Here is a 15191-nt window from a genome sequence, read left to right as displayed (position 1 = left end):
GCGTCAGATGATCATCTTGTAGATGTTCCAGCCGCTGCCGATCCTGGTCCGGGCCTTGAAGGGGGCGGAGGCGCTGCCGGTCCCCTGGTAGAACCAGAGCACGCCGTCGTTGTCGCGGGCGACCAGGTCCGGCACCCCGTCCCGGTTCAGGTCGCTCGGGCCGTTGAGCGAGCTGTAGACGGACCAGCCGGCGCCGATCTTGGTGGGGGCCTTGAAGGGGGCGGCGGTGGTGCCGGTGCCCTGGTAGAGCCAGAGCACGCCGTTCTTGTCGCGGGCGACCAGGTCCGCCTTGCCGTCACCGGTGAGGTCGCCGGTGTCGGTCAGGGCGTTGTAGGCGTTCCAGCCGGCGCCGATCCTGGTGGGGGCCTTGAAGGGGGCGGCGGTGGTGCCGGTGCCCTGGTAGAGCCAGAGCACGCCGCTCTTGTCGCGGGCGATCAGGTCCGGCTTGCCGTCGCCCGTGAGGTCCCGGGCGCCGGTGATGGTGTCGTACACGGACCAGCCGGCGCCGATCCGGACGCGAGGCTTGAACGGGGCGGAGACGTTGCCGCTGCCCTGGTAGTACCAGAGCACGCCACTCGTGTCGCGGGCCACCATGTCACCGGTGCCGTTCGCGCGCAGCGCCGTCAGGGTCGTCACCGCGTTGTAGGCGTTCCAGCCGGCGCCGACGCGGAAGCGGCTGAAGAACGGGGCGGAGGCGCTGCCGGTGCCCTGGTACTGCCACAGCACACCCGACGCGTCCCGGCCGAGGATGTCGTAGCGGTCGGTGCCCGGGTCGGGCGTGGTGCCGTTGACCACCTGGACGTCCGAGGTGCGGACCCAGGCCAGGCGGTGGTTGAAGCGGATCGGGTAGAAGGTGTTGCTGCCCACGACCACCGTGCGGGAGCCCACGCCCGAGCCGTCCATGTTGCCGCTGTTGTAGTACGAGCCCTTCATGGCCTCGCCCGCCAGCGCGTACTTCTGCCCGGCGAGGACGCCGTACTTGGTCAGCGACTCGTTGTTCTTGCTCTGGACCGGCACTCCGGTGCCCGTGTACGCGGCGTCGTCGGGGTAGGCGCGCCCGTACACCGGGATCGAGGTGGCGCCCGCCTTGGGGGTGATCACGCCGGGGGTGCCGACGGGGGTGGCGAACTGGCCGCCCGGGTTGTGGAACCAGGCCTTCTTGCCGCCGTACCAGATGGCGGTCCAGTCCGTCCGGGACTCGGCGACGACGTACTCGCCGCCGGCCAGGACCTTGTTGCCCCAGTTCCAGCCCTCGGTCCAGGTCTGACTGCCGAGGTACGGGTCGGTGAGGGTCGCCGAGCCGGTGGACGGCGAGGAGTACAGGTACGCGAAGTTCGCCGGCTGCTGGGCGACCGCGGAGCCGCCGTTGGTGATCTTCGGCTGGTTCGCCGTGGTGAACGGCGGAACGACGCGGATCACCTGGCCGGCCTTGTACGGGCCGCCCGCGCCCTCGGCGCCGGTCGGGGCGCCCAGCAGCTTCATGTAGTGGTTCCAGTCCCAGAACGGGCCCGGGTCCCAGTGCTGGGACTTGACGTTGCCGTCGAGGACGCCCGGGATCTCGTCGTGGCCGATGATGTGCTCACGGTCCAGCGGGATGTCGTACTTGCCTGCCAGGTACTTGACCAGCGCGGCCGAGGACTCGTACTGCGGCTCGGTGTACCAGCTGCCGTCCTTGATGGCGTAGCCCTCGTGCTCGATGCCGATCGAGTGCATGTTGAGGGTCTTGTTGGCCGCGTGCCACGCCTCGTTCTTGTTCTCGACCATCTGGGTGACCAGACCGTCGGAGGCACGGATCAGGTAGTGGGCGCTGGCGTACGACAGGGAGTTCTGGAAGACACCCAGCGCGCTGCTGTAGCTGCCCTCGGTGTCGTGGATCACGATCGAGGTGATCTCGTGGCCGGCCGTGGGGCGGCTCGCGACGTTGTAGTTGCCCCAGTCGTCGATCCCGCCGTTCTGCTTGTAGGCGGCGGGACGGAAGTCGCAGTTCAGGCCGGACGGGCACTCGGGGGCCGGGGCGGCGGAGGCCGCGGCGAGCTCCAGGTCCGTCGTCTTCTTCGGCGTCACGTCCGGGTCGGCCGGCAGCGTGAGCGACTGGCCGTCCGCGGTGACGCGCTGCTCACCGGTCTTGACCGACTCGAACACGCGCTGCGCGAAGAGCTGCGCGCCCTTGTGGTCCGGGGCCTGGCTGGCGCGGGCCACGGCCGGGTACCAGGCGCCCGGGTCCTCGGACAGCGAGCCGGTGGCGTCCTTCTGGTACTTGGCCAGCAGCGCGGCGCCCGCCCGTATGCTCTCCCCGGCGTCGCTCTGCACCTTCTCGGGAGACGCGTCGATGAGGCCGGCCGCCTCGTCCAGGGTGTGCAGCCGCGGGTCGCTAGTGTCGACGGGCTTCTCGTCGAGGCTCTTGAGGGCCTTCTCGGCGTCGAAGTGCTTCTCGACGGCCGGGTCGCCACTGCGGTTCATGTGCTCGAGCTGGTGCTCGCGCTCCTCGGCGGCGTCGCCGTTCTCCAGGCTGTCCGGGTCGACGTCCGTGAGTCCCATGACGTTGTACGCGCCGGTGGTGCTCGGCAGCCCGTCGTGGTCCTCCCAGCGCGTCTGCCGGTACGAGACCGCCATCAGCACGCTCTGCGGGACGTCGAACTCCTCGGCGGCCTGCTCGAACTCCGTCTGCAGCCGGGCGCCCGGAGGGCCGGCCACCGTGGTGTCGTCCGTGCCGAGGAGGCCGGGCGAGGCCACGGCCAGCGTGCCGGCCGTGGTGGCGGCGACCGCGACCGAGGCCACACCGTAGACGAGCAGTCTCTTCTTCTTGCGGTCCCTGCGGTGATCGGCGCTCAAAATCCCACCCCTGGTGATGCGCTCGGCATGTGTGTGAGTTGTCTGTGTTCAAACAGCAAAGGCGCGTGAGGTTACCAACCTCGGTCCCCGGGGGCGGCATCGGGGGTCGTCTCACCTGTCGAACCACGCGAAAACCGCATGACGCGACCCCGTAGGGTTAAGGGGTGACCGTGAACGCTAAGACCAGCCCGAGCGCTGGCAACACCTGGCGAGACCTGCCCGCGGCGCAGCAGCCCGAGTACCCCGACACCGAGGCTCTGCGCGCAGTGATCGCGGACCTCGAGTCGTATCCGCCGCTCGTCTTCGCGGGCGAGTGCGACCAGCTGCGCGCCCGGATGGCGGCCGTCGCCAAGGGAGAGGCGTTCCTCCTCCAGGGCGGCGACTGCGCCGAGGCCTTCGACGCGGTGTCCGCGGACCACATCCGCAACAAGCTCAAGACGCTGCTCCAGATGGGCGCCGTCCTCACGTACGCCGCCTCCGTGCCCGTGGTGAAGGTGGGCCGGATCGCCGGCCAGTACTCCAAGCCGCGCTCGAAGCCGACCGAGACCCGCGACGGCGTGACCCTGCCGACCTACCGCGGCGACTCCGTCAACGGCTTCGCCTTCACCGAAGAGGCCCGGATCCCGGACCCCGAGCGGCTCAAGCGCATGTACCACGCCTCGGCCTCCACGCTGAACCTGGTGCGCGCCTTCACCACCGGCGGCTACGCCGACCTGCGCCAGGTGCACGCCTGGAACCAGGACTTCGTGAAGTCCTCCCCGTCCGGCCAGCGCTACGAGCAGCTCGCCCGGGAGATCGACAACGCGCTGAACTTCATGCGGGCCTGCGGCACGGACCCGGCCGAGTTCCAGACGGTGGAGTTCTTCTCCTCGCACGAGGCGCTGCTGCTCGACTACGAGTCGGCGCTCACCCGCGTCGACTCGCGCACCGGGCAGCTGTACGACGTCTCCGGGCACATGGTGTGGATCGGCGAGCGCACCCGGCAGCTGGACCACGCGCACATCGAGTTCGCCTCGCGGATCCGCAACCCGATCGGCATCAAGCTCGGCCCGACCACGACGGCCGAGGAGGCGCTGCAGTACATCGAGCGTCTCGACCCGGAGCGCGAGCCCGGCCGGCTGACCTTCATCGTCCGGATGGGCGCGGACAAGATCCGCGACAAGCTCCCCGAGCTGGTCGAGAAGGTCACCGCCTCCGGCGCCGCGGTCGCCTGGATCACCGACCCGATGCACGGCAACACCTACGAGGCGGCCTCCGGTCACAAGACCCGCCGCTTCGACGACGTGCTCGACGAGGTCAAGGGCTTCTTCGAGGTCCACAAGTCGCTCGGCACCCACCCGGGCGGCATCCACGTGGAGCTGACCGGCGACGACGTCACCGAGTGCGTGGGCGGCGGCGACGAGATCTTCGTCGACGACCTGCACCAGCGCTACGAGACGGCCTGCGACCCGCGGCTCAACCGCAGCCAGTCGCTCGACCTGGCGTTCCTGGTGGCGGAGATGTACCGGGACCAGTGACGGACCGGTGACGGTTCGCCCTCACCCGGGCGACAGGACACGGAATGGGGCGCGGGTCACACGCGATCCGCGCCCCCTCCGCTTTTGTCGACCTGGCGCGATGGGTAAGGTTAGGTTTGCCTCACCGACCAGGGCCCTCCGGTCGTCGGTAGGGCACGACCTTGTACTCCGCCCGGGAGGTGAACCGCGTGTTCGTCTGCAGCTGCTTCGGTGTCACCGAGGAACAGGTGAAGAGCCACGCGGAAGCCGGCGCCTGCACGCCCCGGCAGATCGCCTCCGCCTGCAAGGCCGGCACCGACTGCGGCGGCTGCGTACGGCGCATCCAGGCGCTGCTCGGCCGCGGCGCCTGCCCCCGTCGGCAGCTCGCCGACCAGGGTGCACCGGTCCTCTCGGAGCTTCCCGAAGCCGCCTAGGACGGGTCCTCGGGACCTGAGGCCTGTCCGGCAGGGCCTTAGGGCCTGTCTGACCATTCCCGCCTGCCTCGCGACGCCATGCACGCACTCTCGCCGCACCGGGCGCAGAGCCGAGTACATCCAGTACGAGGCTCTGCGCCCGGCACGCCGAGAGCACGCACCTGACGCCGCGAGGCCGCCCTCCGGGCGACGACGGGAATGGTCAGACAGGCCCTCTAGTGGGAGCCCGGCCCCGAGGCGTCGGGCTGGCTCTGCTCGATGACCGTCGACAGGTAGAGCGACTCGCCCAGCTTCTCGATCAGGTCGAGCTGGGTTTCCAGGTAGTCGATGTGGTGCTCCTCGTCGGCGAGGATCGCCTCGAAGACGTTGGCCGACGTGATGTCGTGCTTGGCCCGCATCACCTCGACGCCCCGGCGCAGCCGGTCGATCGCCTCGATCTCGATCTCCCGGTCGGCCTGGAACATCTCGGTCACGCTCTGGCCGACCCGCACGTGGAAGAGCCGCTGGTAGTTGGGCAGGCCGTCCAGGAGCAGGATGCGGTCGGTGAGCACCTCGGCGTGGCGCATCTCGTCGAAGGACTCCGCGCGCGTGTACTTCGCGAGCTTGGTCCAGCCCTTGTGGTCCTGCAGCTTCGCGTGCAGGAAGTACTGGTTGATCGCCGTGAGCTCGGCGGTGAGCTGCTCGTTGAGGAATTCGATGACCTCGGGGTCGCCCTGCATCGCGTGAAGCTCCTTCGAACGGGAACTGGCGTGTTGCGCCGCATGATGGCACCGGCATCGAAGATCTTCCAGTAAGTCTTGACTTAGTAAGTAAGTGCAGACTTAGCCGATGTTGTCCCTGTTTGTTCCCGTTTGACTCACTGTGAACGATCCCGGTCATGGGCATCGGTCCGGGTCTGTCAGGATGGAGGCATGGGTCAGCCGGTGGGACACGAATCGGGAGAAGGCGGTTCGGAAGGAGCCTCGCGCTTCGAGCTCCCGCCGGGGCAGCGGCTGCAGCGCGGCTGGCCGGTCACGCACTACGGGCCGGTCCCCAAGTTCCGCCCGGAGCGCTGGGAGTTCCGCGTCTTCGGCGCCACCGCCGACGGCGAGAAGCACGGCTGGACCCACGACGAGTTCACCGCCCTGCCCTACACCACGGTCGTCGCCGACCTGCACTGCGTCACGAAGTTCAGCATGCTCGGAGCCGAGTGGGGCGGCGTTCCGGCCACCACGATCCTGGACCTCGCCCCGCCCGCGCCCGGCGTCACCCATGTGATGGTGTGGGCGGAGTACGGGTTCAGCTCCAACCTCCGGCTGTCCGACTTCGCCGCCGAGCGCACCCTCTTCGCCACCCACAAGGACGGCGAGCTGCTCACCGCCGAGCACGGTTTCCCGCTCCGGCTGGTCGTCCCGCACCTGTACGCCTGGAAGGGCCCGAAGTGGGTCCGCGGGGTCGAGTACATGACCGCCGACCGCCGGGGCTTCTGGGAGGAGCGCGGCTATCACAACATCGGCGACCCGTGGCGGGAGCAGCGCTACTCCTACCAGGAGGAGCCCGGGGACGGCCCCGAGCCCTGACCTGCCGGGCGGCCCTTCGGGGATCAGCCGTCGCGCAGCTTCTTCAGCCGCTCCACGTCCGCCGCGTGCCCCTCCTTGCCGCCCGGCGTCTCGATGACCAGGGGCACGCCCTCGGTCGCGGGGTGGGTCATCAGGGCCCGGAACGGGTCCTCGCCGATGTGACCGGCGCCGATGTTCTCGTGCCGGTCCTTGTGGGCGCCGGCCACGTCCTTGGAGTCGTTGGCGTGGACCAGCTTCAGCCGGCCCTCGCCGACCGTGTCCACCAGCAGGTCCAGCGTCTGCCGCATGCCGGACGGCCCGGTCAGGTCGTGCCCCGCCGCGAAGACGTGGCAGGTGTCCAGGCACACGCCGAGCTTCGGGTGGGCGTCCAGCGCCTCGAAGTACGGTCCGAAGTCCCAGGTGCGGGAGCACAGGGAGGCGCCCTGGCCGGCGGTCGACTCCAGCAGCAGGTACGGGTCGTCGTCGTGGGTGAGCTCGTCCAGCAGCGGCAGCATGAACTCCCGGACCTGCTTCAGTGCCACGGACCGCTCGCGTCCGCCGGTCGCGCTGCCGGTGTGCACGACCACGCCGAGCGCCCCGATCGCCCGCCCGCGCCGCAGCGAGTGCCGCAGCGACTCCACCGACCGCTCCACCGTCGCCTCGGTGTGCGAACCGAAGTTGATCAGGTACGGGGCGTGCACGTACGCGGGGATCGACCCGGCCGCGCAGGCCTCCCGGAACGCCTCGTCCTGCTTCGGGTTGCCGGCCGGAGTGGCCCAGCCGCGCGGGTTGGCGACGAAGACCTGCACGGCCTCCGCCTTCAGCTCACGGGCGTAGGACAGGCCGACGGAGTGCAGGCCGCCGGCCACGGGGACGTGGCCGCCGACGGGGTTGCGGGGGAGGGCGGACTGTTGACTGTTCACCCATTCAGGGTGTCATGCGCCGCCACCGTGCGGACCGTGTCCGTGGTCACCCCGATGGGCGCCATGTCCGCGGGTCACCTGATGGCCGCCCTGGCCGCGGCCGCCCTGGCCATGGTCACCTTGTCCGTGGTCACCTGATGGTTATCTTGACGGTGGACCCCTTGGGGGCCGTGTCCCCGCCGTCCACGGACTGGTCCTTCACCGTGTCGCCGAACAGCCCGAGCAGGCCGCGGTCCTCGTCCACCTGGAAACCGGCGTCCTTCAGCTTCTGCACGGCGTCGTCCACGCTGTCGCCGACCACGTCCGGGACCTCGATCATCTCGGGGCCCTTGGACACCGTGAGCGTCACCGTGTCGCCCTCGGCGGCCCGGCTGCCCGGGCCGGGCGTCTGCCGGGCCACCTCGCCGCTGTCGTACTCGGAGTTCACCTGCTCGGTGGCGACCTCCACCTTCAGGCCGGCCCCCGTCAGCTCGGCCCGCGCGTCGGCCAGGTCGTCGCCGGTGACGTCCGGGACGTCCACGGGGCTGCCCTTGCTGACGACCAGCGCGACCGCCGAACCCGCGCGCACCGTGGTGCCCGTCCCGGGCTTCGTGGAGATCACGAAACCCCTGGGCACGTCGTCGCTGAACGCCCGGGTCACCATGCCCGGCTCCAGTCCCTCGTCCTTCAGCACGGTGCGCGCCCGGTCCAGTCTGTAGCCCTGCACGTCCGGCAGCTTCACGGTCTCGGGGCCGTCGGAGACCGTGAACGACACGGAGTCGTGCTTGCGGATCCGGGTGCCCACCCCGGGGTCGGAGCTGATGACCTTGCCGCGCTCCACGGTGTCGCTGTGGGCGCGCCGCACCTTGCCGACGTCCAGCCCGGCGTCCTCCAGCCGGTCACGGGCCTGCGCCTCGGTCCCAGACAGCAGGGGAGGCACCTTGGTGAACTGGCCGGAATTGATGTACCAGACGCCCGTGCCGACGCCGAGCACCAGCAGCACGGCCACGACGATCGCCAGCGGACGGCGCCGCAGCTCCAGCCGGCGGCGCCGGGGCGGGCCCGGCGGGGGAGGGGCCAGCCGGCTGGTGTGGTGGACCCCGTCGGCCGGGACGCCGTCCTCGTCCTCGCCGACCGGCAGGGGTCGGGGCACGGTCAGGGCGCGCGGGATCACACTGGTGCGGTCCTCGGCGTTGTCGTGCTCCGCGGTGAGCGCCTGCGGCGGCACCGCGTCCAGCTGGTCGGTGCTCAGGGCCCCGCGCGTCCGGCGGGCCTGCGCGAGCAGCGCCACGGCGTCGTGCGGACGGATCCCCGGGGTGCGGGCGGTCGCCGAGGCGACCAGCTCGTCCAGCTCGTACGGCATGCCCGGCACGGCGGCCGACGGCGGCGGCACGTCCTCGTGGAGGTGCTTGTAGAGCACCTGGGCGGGGGAGTCCCCCTCGTGCGGCTTGCCGCCGGTCAGCATCTCGTACAGCACGACCCCGCACGCGTACACGTCGACCCGCGGGTCGGCCGTACCGTGCTCGATCTGCTCGGGCGCCAGGTAGGAGACGGTGCCGAGGACGGCCCCGGTGGTGCTGGTGACCGTGTCCACGGCCCGGACCAGTCCGAAGTCGGCGACCTTGACCCGGCCGTCGTCCCCTATCAGGACGTTCTCCGGCTTCATGTCCCGGTGCACGAACCCGGCCCGGTGCGCGGCGCCGAGCGCGGCCAGCACCGGCTCCAGGATGTCCAGCGCGGCCCGCGGCTGGAGCGCCCCGCGCTCGCGGAGCACGTCGCGCAGGGTGCAGCCGGCGATGTACTCCATCGCCAGGTAGACGTACGCCCCCTCGGCCCCCTGGTCGAAGACCTGCACGACGTTGGGGTGGTCGAGCCGGGCCACCGACTTCGCCTCGCGGATGAACCGCTCGACGAAGGTGGCGTCGGTCGCGAGCGTCGGGTGCATCACCTTCAGCGCGAGCACGCGGTCCAGGCGGGTGTCCACGGCCCGGTAGACCGTGGCCATGCCGCCGACCGCGATCCGCGCCTCGACGCGGTACCGGCCGTCGAGCAGCTGCCCGACGAGAGGGTCCTGAAGGGTCGTGTCCACGCAGGTGAGTCTACGAGCCACCACGGACACACCCCGCCCCACAGCCCCGAATCGGGGCCCTACTGCAGCGGACCTGTGACGCTTCGCACGCCGGCCGTGGCCGGACCGCCCGCGCGTACGGCCGGCCGCCGACGGCGAGTGGCCCCCACGGGAGAGATGCGCCTGGCGACCGACCGGAAACGGGTGGCGCGTGGCTGGGAGACAAGACGGAAGGACCGCGCGGGCTCACTGGAACGCGGGCCGCTCCGGATCCAGTACCGCCAAGCCCTCCGCAGGAGACGACGCCTCCGCGAAGTGCCTCCGCGGAATCCGCCCCGCCCGCCGCGCCAGCCGCCCCGCCTCCACCGCGGAACGCATGGCGGCAGCCATCAGCACCGGCTCCTGCGCCCGAGTCACCGCCGAGGCGAGCATCACCCCCGCACACCCCAGCTCCATCGCCAGCGCCACGTCCGATGCCGTACCGGCCCCCGCGTCCAGGATCACCGGCACGCGCGCGTGCTCCACGATCAGCTGGAAGTTGTGCGGGTTGCGGATCCCGAGCCCGGACCCGATCGGCGAGCCGAGCGGCATGATCGCCGCACACCCGACGTCCTCCAGCTTCCGCGCGAGGACGGGGTCGTCGTTGGTGTACGGCAGTACCGTGAACCCGTCGTCGACCAGCGTCTCCGCCGCGTCCAGCAGCTCGATCGGGTCGGGCAGCAGCGTGCGCTCGTCGGCGATGACCTCCAGCTTGACCAGGTCGGTGCCGAGGGCCTCGCGGGCGAGGCGGGCGGTGAGCACGGCCTCCCCGGCGGTGAAGCAGCCGGCCGTGTTCGGCAGTACCCGGATGCCGAGCCCTTCCAGCACCGACAGCACGGAGCCGTGCACCGAGGCGTTCACGCGCCGCATCGCGACGGTGGTCAGTTCGGTGCCGGAGGCCACGAGGGCGCGCTCCAGCATGTCGAGGCTGGGTGCCCCGCCCGTACCCATGATCAGGCGGGACGTGTACGACGTACCGCCGAGGACGAAGGGGTCGTCGGCCATGGTCAGCCTCCTTGGACGGCGGTGAGGACTTCGACGCGGTCGCCGTCGGCCAGGGCGGTGGCGGCCCACTGCGCGCGCGGGACGACGGTTTCGTTCAGGGCGGCGGCCACTCCGGACGGCGCCGCGGTGAGCGTGCCCACCAGGGCGTCGAGGGCCGTACCGGGAGCCACCTCGCGCGGCTCGCCGTTGACGGAGATGTTCATGCCGGCTGCTCCGAGAGTGCGGGGGCGGCGCTGAAGCGCCGCGGGGTGAAGGGACGGGCCTCGGCCGGGAGCTCGCCCGTGGTCAGGACGTGCGCCATGGCGTCGCCGGTGACCGGGGTGAGCAGGACGCCGTTGCGGTAGTGCCCGGTGGCCAGCAGCAGCCCCTCCAGCCCGGTCGGGCCGAGCAGCGGGGCGTTGTCCGGGGAGCCGGGACGCAGGCCCGCCCGCGTCTCCGTCAGGGGCAGCTCCGTGATGCCGGGAACCAGCTCGTGGGCGTCGCGCAGCAGCTCGTAGACGCCGCCCGCGGTCACCGTCGTGTCCCAGCCCTGCTCCTCGCTGGTGGCACCGACGACGAGTTCGCCGCTCTCCCGGGGCACCAGGTAGACGTGGTTGCCGCGCACCACGGCGCGCACGGTCCGGTTCAGCAGCGGCCCGTGCGTCCGCGGCATCGTCAGCCTCAGCACCTGCCCCTTCACGGGCCGCACCGGCGGCAGCACGCCGTCCGGGAGGCCCGCGAGCCGTCCGCTCAGGCTGCCCGCGGCCAGGACCACCTGCCCGGCCTCCAGCGTCGTGCCGTCGGCGGCGACCACCCCGGTGGCCCGGTCCCCGGTGACGGTGAGCCGCTCGGCCCACGTCCGGTGGAAGACCACACCGGCGGTCTCGCAGGCGGCGACGAGCGCGCGGGCGAGGCGCCGGGGGTCGATCTGGTGGTCGCCGTCCACCCGGAGCCCTCCGCGCACGCCCGGCGCGAGCATCGGCTCCAGACGCCGGCAGTCCCGCCCCGACAGCCACTCGGACTCCAGGCCCGAGCGTTGCTGGAGCGCGTGCAGTTCCCGCAGGTGGGCACGGTCGTCGGCGTCCAGCGCGACGGCGAGCGTGCCGCACCGGCGGTAGCCGAGGTCGAGCCCCGTGAGGTCGGTCAGCTCCGCCGCGAACTCCGGGTAGCGGTGGGCCGAGGCGAGGTTCAGCGCGAGCAGGGTCTGCTCGCCGTAGTGCAGTTCCGTGACGGCGGCCAGCATCCCGGCCGCCACCTGGGCGGCCCCGCCGCCCGGTTCGGGGTCCACGACGGCCGTGACCAGACCGCGCTGCGCGGCCCGCCAGGCCGTGACCAGGCCGATGATGCCGCCCCCGACGACGAGGACGTCCGCGGCACGCGGTGATGTGCGAGGTGACGACATGGGCGTCGAGCCCCTCCCTTCGCCGGCATGACCCGGATCAGGTTCGTACGGTCGGAGGCCGCCAGCCTCCCTCTCAGCCCGGTGCGTCCGGGCTCCCGCGAGTGCTTTACGTTGGCCACCCTAACTTGTAAAGGAGCCTCCGCCCATGGCGCGTTCACTCGACGGTCTCGTCCTCGCCCCCGTCGCCGACCAGGCGCCCGGCCAGGTGGGCACCCGCACCCGGTTCGTCTATCACGAACAGGACGGCGCCGTCTGGGCCGAGTACGAGGGCGGCGACGTCGTCCGCGGCCGCCTGGTGGGTACCCGGGAGGGCGATCGCCTCGACTTCCGGTACGTGCAGCTCAAGACCGACGGGAGCACGTCGTCGGGACACTGCGTGTCGGCCGTCGTCGAACTGCCGGACGGGCGGGTGCGCCTGGAGGAGACGTGGGAGTGGGAGTCGCAGCGGGGCAGCGGGACGAGCGTTGTGGAGCAGCTCACCGTGCACGAACGCTGACCGGTGAACCGGCGGGTGTCTAAGGTGATCAGGTGAGCGAGCAGACGCGGGAACGGGGACCGGAACGGGAAGCGGACGCGGAGCACGGCGTGGTCGTCGTGGGCGCGGGCATGGCGGGGGTGCAGACCGCGGTCGCCCTGCGGGAGCAGGGCTTCACCGGCTCCGTGACACTCATCGGCGCGGAACCGCACCAGCCGTACGACCGCCCCCCGCTGTCCAAGGCCGTCCTGCTCGGCACGGCCGAGGGCTCCGCCTTCGACGTCGACTTCGAGGCCCTCGGCATCACCCTGCGGCTCGGCTGCGAGGCACTGGGCCTGCGCCCCGGCCGGCACCTCCTCGACACCTCCGCCGGGCCCGTGCCGTACGACGTCCTCGTCCTCGCGACCGGCGCCGAACCGAACCGGCTGCCCGGCGCCGAGGGCGTGCCCGGCGTGCACCTGCTGCGCACCCTGGACGACGCCGAACGGCTGCGCCCGGTGCTCGCCCGGCAGCACGACATCGTGGTCGTCGGCGCGGGCTGGATCGGCGCCGAGTTCGCGACCGCCGCGCGTGAGGCGGGGTGCGCCGTGACCGTCGTGGAGGCCGCCGACCGGCCCCTCGCCGGCGCGCTGCCCGCCGAGGTCGCCGCGCCGATGACCGCCTGGTACGCCGACGCGGGCGCCGTCCTGCGCACGCACGCGCGCGTGGAGCGCGTCGAGCCCGGCGACGCCGGGGGGAGCGGCCACGTCGTCCTCGACGACGGCTCGCGGGTGCCCGCCGACGCGGTCGTCGTCGGCATCGGCGCCCGGCCCGCCACCGCCTGGCTCGCCGGCTCCGGGATCGGCCTCGGCACGCACGGCGAGGTCCTGGCCGACGACCGCCTGCGCACCTCCGTACCGGACGTCTACGCGGTCGGCGACTGCGCCTCCTTCCCCTCCGGCCGCTACGGCGAGCGGCTGCTGGTGCACCACTGGGACAACGCCCTGCAGGGCCCGCGCACGGTGGCCGCCGACATCATCGGCGCCGCCACCGGTGAGGCCCCGGCGGCCTACGACCCGGTGCCGTACTTCTGGTCCGAGCAGTTCGGCCGCTTCGTCCAGTACGCCGGTCACCACACGGCCGCCGACGCGACCGTGTGGCGCGGTGACCCCGCGGGCCCCGCCTGGACGGTCTGCTGGCTGCGTGAGGACCGGCTGGTCGCCCTGCTGGCGGTGGGCCGCCCCCGCGACCTGGCCCAGGGAAAACGCCTGATCCAGGCGGGTACGACGATGGACCCGGGGCTGGTGGCCGACCCGGCGAGGCCTCTGAAGGCGGCGACGGCGTAGTCCGTCCGCCCGGTCCGCGGCTCGGGTCGGACGGGTCCGGCTTCCGACTGTCAGCGCAAGATGGCAGGCTGGAGGCGTGACCGAGATTGACGCAAAGATCGATGCTCTCGTGCCTGCCTGGCTCACCGTCCCCGACATCGCCGAGATGCTCGGTGTCGAGGTGACCCGCGTACGCCAGCTGATCAAGGAAGGCCAGCTCATCGCCGTACGCCGCGGTGAGAACCGCGCGCTGCACATCCCGGCGGCCTTCATCGACGAGGACAAGGTCGTCAAGGGCCTGGTCGGGACCCTGACGCTGCTGAGGGACGACGGCTTCACGAACGAGGAAATGCTGGAGTGGCTGTTCACTCCCGACGACTCCCTGCCGGGTACGCCCGCGCAGGCGCTGAGCGAGAACCGCGGTACGGAGGTGAAGCGTCGCGCCCAGGCGCTCGCCGTCTGACCCGACCCGCCGAACCGCCCGCCGAACCGCCCGGCGCACGGCTGCGGCTCGTGGTCCCCAGGGGCCGATCGCAGCCGTGGTCCGTGCGCCACGGCTGCGATCGGCCGCCGCCGCCCGACACCCGGGCCGCGCGCGTTCCGCGCGGACCACGGCGCGGTGCCGGTGCGGTGGCCGTGGTGTGGCGGCCCCGGTGGGCCGGGTCGCGCGGCTGCCCGCGGCGCGCCACCGCGGGCCTCGGGCGTCTCCCGCGGCCAGAGCCCCCGCATCCCGCGGGCGGCGGCGCTCCCGGCCCGTGTTCGGGGTCCGGGGCCGGTTCGCGGCACCCGCTCCCCAGGCCGCGGACCGTCCTAGGTCTGTGTTCCAAGGGCGGCGATCCATCCGCGGATCCGTTACCAAGACCGCGGCCGGTCCGTTGCCTCTGTTCCAAGGGCGGCGACGCGCTCGCAGCCTGTTGTACGTACTCGATCCCAGGGGCCGCGGGCCGACCGCGGCCCGAAAGCCAAGGCCGCGTGGGCCCACCGTGGGCCCACCGTGGGCCCACGGCACCGACCCCGGGGGGACACCCGCATGTCTGACACCGTCTCGACGGCCCGCAACCGGCTCGCCGACGCCCGGCTCTACCTGTGCACGGACGCCCGCCGCGCCCAGGGCGACCTGCCCGAATTCCTGGACGCCGTGCTGGCCGGCGGCGTGGACATCGTGCAGCTGCGCGACAAGGGCATGGAAGCGGCCGAGGAGCTGGAGCACCTGGAGGTCTTCGCCGACGCCTGTGCCCGCCACGGCAAGCTCCTCGCGGTCAACGACCGGGCGGACGTCGCCCACGCCGCCCGCGCCGACGTACTGCACCTGGGGCAGGGCGACCTCCCGGTGCCCGCCGCCCGGGCGATCCTCGGCGGCGACCTCCTCGTCGGCCGCTCCACGCACGCCGAGTCCGAGGCCGCCGCTGCCGCCGTCCAGGACGGCGTGGACTACTTCTGCACCGGCCCGTGCTGGCCGACCCCCACCAAGCCCGGCCGCCACGCCCCCGGCCTCGACCTGGTCCGTTACACGGCGTCCCTGGGCACCGACCGCCCCTGGTTCGCCATCGGCGGCATCGACCTCGGCAATCTCGACGAGGTGCTGGCGGCGGGCGCCCGGCGCGTCGTCGTCGTCCGCGCGATCACGGCGGCGGACGACCCGGGCGCGGCGGCCGCCGAGTTCGCGAAGCGAGTGCGGCAGGCACAGGCGTAGGCGCCGTCACGGGCGCAGTCGAGG

At 72.2% G+C, this 15191-nt stretch carries 14 protein-coding genes and 1 riboswitch; of the genes, 7 read left to right on the top strand and 7 right to left on the bottom strand.

The features are described 5' to 3' along the window. Window positions 1-3: 3 nt before the first annotated feature. Window positions 4-2832 carry an N-acetylmuramoyl-L-alanine amidase gene (locus RM812_RS30605; protein ID WP_311579644.1) on the bottom strand — a complete coding sequence of 943 codons (2829 nt, stop codon included), beginning with the start codon at window positions 2830-2832 and terminating at the stop codon, window positions 4-6. Between the two features lie 164 nt (window positions 2833-2996). On the opposite strand from RM812_RS30605, the gene RM812_RS30600 reads away from it, so the two are divergent. Together RM812_RS30600 and RM812_RS30595 are read left to right on the top strand one after the other, a co-directional pair. Continuing rightward, a complete protein-coding gene (locus tag RM812_RS30600) occupies window positions 2997-4349 on the top strand; it encodes a class II 3-deoxy-7-phosphoheptulonate synthase (RefSeq protein ID WP_311579642.1) in 1353 nt (450 codons plus the stop codon). Between the two features lie 179 nt (window positions 4350-4528). Beyond that, entirely contained in the window at window positions 4529-4762 is a 234-nt protein-coding gene (locus RM812_RS30595; RefSeq protein ID WP_164883559.1) for a (2Fe-2S)-binding protein, read from the top strand. Window positions 4763-4977: 215 nt separating this feature from the next. Here the strand turns inward: RM812_RS30595 and bfr are convergent, their stop codons facing one another. Continuing rightward, window positions 4978-5481: a bacterioferritin gene (gene bfr / locus RM812_RS30590; protein WP_311579638.1), complete on the bottom strand. Its 504-nt coding sequence runs from the start codon at window positions 5479-5481 to the stop codon at window positions 4978-4980. A gap of 192 nt (window positions 5482-5673) precedes the next feature. On the opposite strand from bfr, the gene RM812_RS30585 reads away from it, so the two are divergent. After that, window positions 5674-6321, top strand: coding sequence for a sulfite oxidase-like oxidoreductase (locus RM812_RS30585; RefSeq protein WP_311579635.1), 648 nt, complete (start codon window positions 5674-5676; stop codon window positions 6319-6321). A gap of 23 nt (window positions 6322-6344) precedes the next feature. Here the strand turns inward: RM812_RS30585 and RM812_RS30580 are convergent, their stop codons facing one another. The 5 genes from RM812_RS30580 to thiO form a co-directional block, all read right to left on the bottom strand. Beyond that, window positions 6345-7223 (bottom strand): deoxyribonuclease IV, encoded by an 879-nt coding sequence (locus RM812_RS30580; RefSeq protein WP_311579628.1) that lies wholly within the window; start codon window positions 7221-7223, stop codon window positions 6345-6347. A 130-nt stretch (window positions 7224-7353) separates the two neighbouring features. Next, entirely contained in the window at window positions 7354-9291 is a 1938-nt protein-coding gene (gene pknB, locus RM812_RS30575; RefSeq protein ID WP_311579621.1) for a Stk1 family PASTA domain-containing Ser/Thr kinase, read from the bottom strand. Window positions 9292-9516: 225 nt separating this feature from the next. Continuing rightward, window positions 9517-10314, bottom strand: coding sequence for a thiazole synthase (locus RM812_RS30570; RefSeq protein ID WP_311579615.1), 798 nt, complete (start codon window positions 10312-10314; stop codon window positions 9517-9519). 2 nt (window positions 10315-10316) lie between these two features. Next, the gene (thiS, locus tag RM812_RS30565) at window positions 10317-10517 is read right to left on the bottom strand and encodes a sulfur carrier protein ThiS (RefSeq protein ID WP_311579612.1); all 201 of its coding nucleotides are present in this window, start codon (window positions 10515-10517) and stop codon (window positions 10317-10319) included. Further along, window positions 10514-11695 (bottom strand): glycine oxidase ThiO, encoded by a 1182-nt coding sequence (gene thiO / locus RM812_RS30560; RefSeq protein ID WP_311579609.1) that lies wholly within the window; start codon window positions 11693-11695, stop codon window positions 10514-10516. Before thiO ends, thiS begins: the two co-directional genes overlap by 4 nt. After that, window positions 11693-11804: riboswitch (TPP riboswitch) on the bottom strand. Its footprint overlaps the gene before it by 3 nt. Window positions 11805-11840: 36 nt before the next feature. Here thiO and RM812_RS30555 point away from each other — a divergent pair. The 4 genes from RM812_RS30555 to thiE all read left to right on the top strand — a co-directional run bounded on the left by RM812_RS30555 (window position 11841) and on the right by thiE (window position 15167). Further along, window positions 11841-12191 (top strand): hypothetical protein, encoded by a 351-nt coding sequence (locus RM812_RS30555; protein WP_311579606.1) that lies wholly within the window; start codon window positions 11841-11843, stop codon window positions 12189-12191. A gap of 32 nt (window positions 12192-12223) precedes the next feature. Beyond that, the gene (locus tag RM812_RS30550) at window positions 12224-13495 is read left to right on the top strand and encodes an NAD(P)/FAD-dependent oxidoreductase (protein ID WP_311579603.1); all 1272 of its coding nucleotides are present in this window, start codon (window positions 12224-12226) and stop codon (window positions 13493-13495) included. A gap of 76 nt (window positions 13496-13571) precedes the next feature. Continuing rightward, window positions 13572-13937, top strand: coding sequence for an Rv2175c family DNA-binding protein (locus RM812_RS30545; RefSeq protein ID WP_311579594.1), 366 nt, complete (start codon window positions 13572-13574; stop codon window positions 13935-13937). Between the two features lie 567 nt (window positions 13938-14504). Continuing rightward, the gene (thiE, locus tag RM812_RS30540; RefSeq protein WP_311579591.1) at window positions 14505-15167 is read left to right on the top strand and encodes a thiamine phosphate synthase; all 663 of its coding nucleotides are present in this window, start codon (window positions 14505-14507) and stop codon (window positions 15165-15167) included. The last annotated feature ends 24 nt before the right edge of the window (window positions 15168-15191 follow it).

The sequence above is a fragment of the Streptomyces lancefieldiae genome (assembly GCF_031845825.1).
Lineage (GTDB): Bacteria > Actinomycetota > Actinomycetes > Streptomycetales > Streptomycetaceae > Streptomyces > Streptomyces lancefieldiae.
This window is presented reverse-complemented; position numbering and strand designations above follow the sequence as displayed.

Coding starts and splice junctions, on each gene's coding strand:
- bfr (WP_311579638.1), bottom strand. CDS start 5,481: ATGCAGGGCGACCCCGAGGTCATCGAATTCCTCAACGAGCAGCTCACC.
- thiE (WP_311579591.1), top strand. CDS start 14,505: ATGTCTGACACCGTCTCGACGGCCCGCAACCGGCTCGCCGACGCCCGG.
- RM812_RS30555 (WP_311579606.1), top strand. CDS start 11,841: ATGGCGCGTTCACTCGACGGTCTCGTCCTCGCCCCCGTCGCCGACCAG.
- thiO (WP_311579609.1), bottom strand. CDS start 11,695: ATGTCGTCACCTCGCACATCACCGCGTGCCGCGGACGTCCTCGTCGTC.
- RM812_RS30585 (WP_311579635.1), top strand. CDS start 5,674: ATGGGTCAGCCGGTGGGACACGAATCGGGAGAAGGCGGTTCGGAAGGA.
- RM812_RS30570 (WP_311579615.1), bottom strand. CDS start 10,314: ATGGCCGACGACCCCTTCGTCCTCGGCGGTACGTCGTACACGTCCCGC.
- thiS (WP_311579612.1), bottom strand. CDS start 10,517: ATGAACATCTCCGTCAACGGCGAGCCGCGCGAGGTGGCTCCCGGTACG.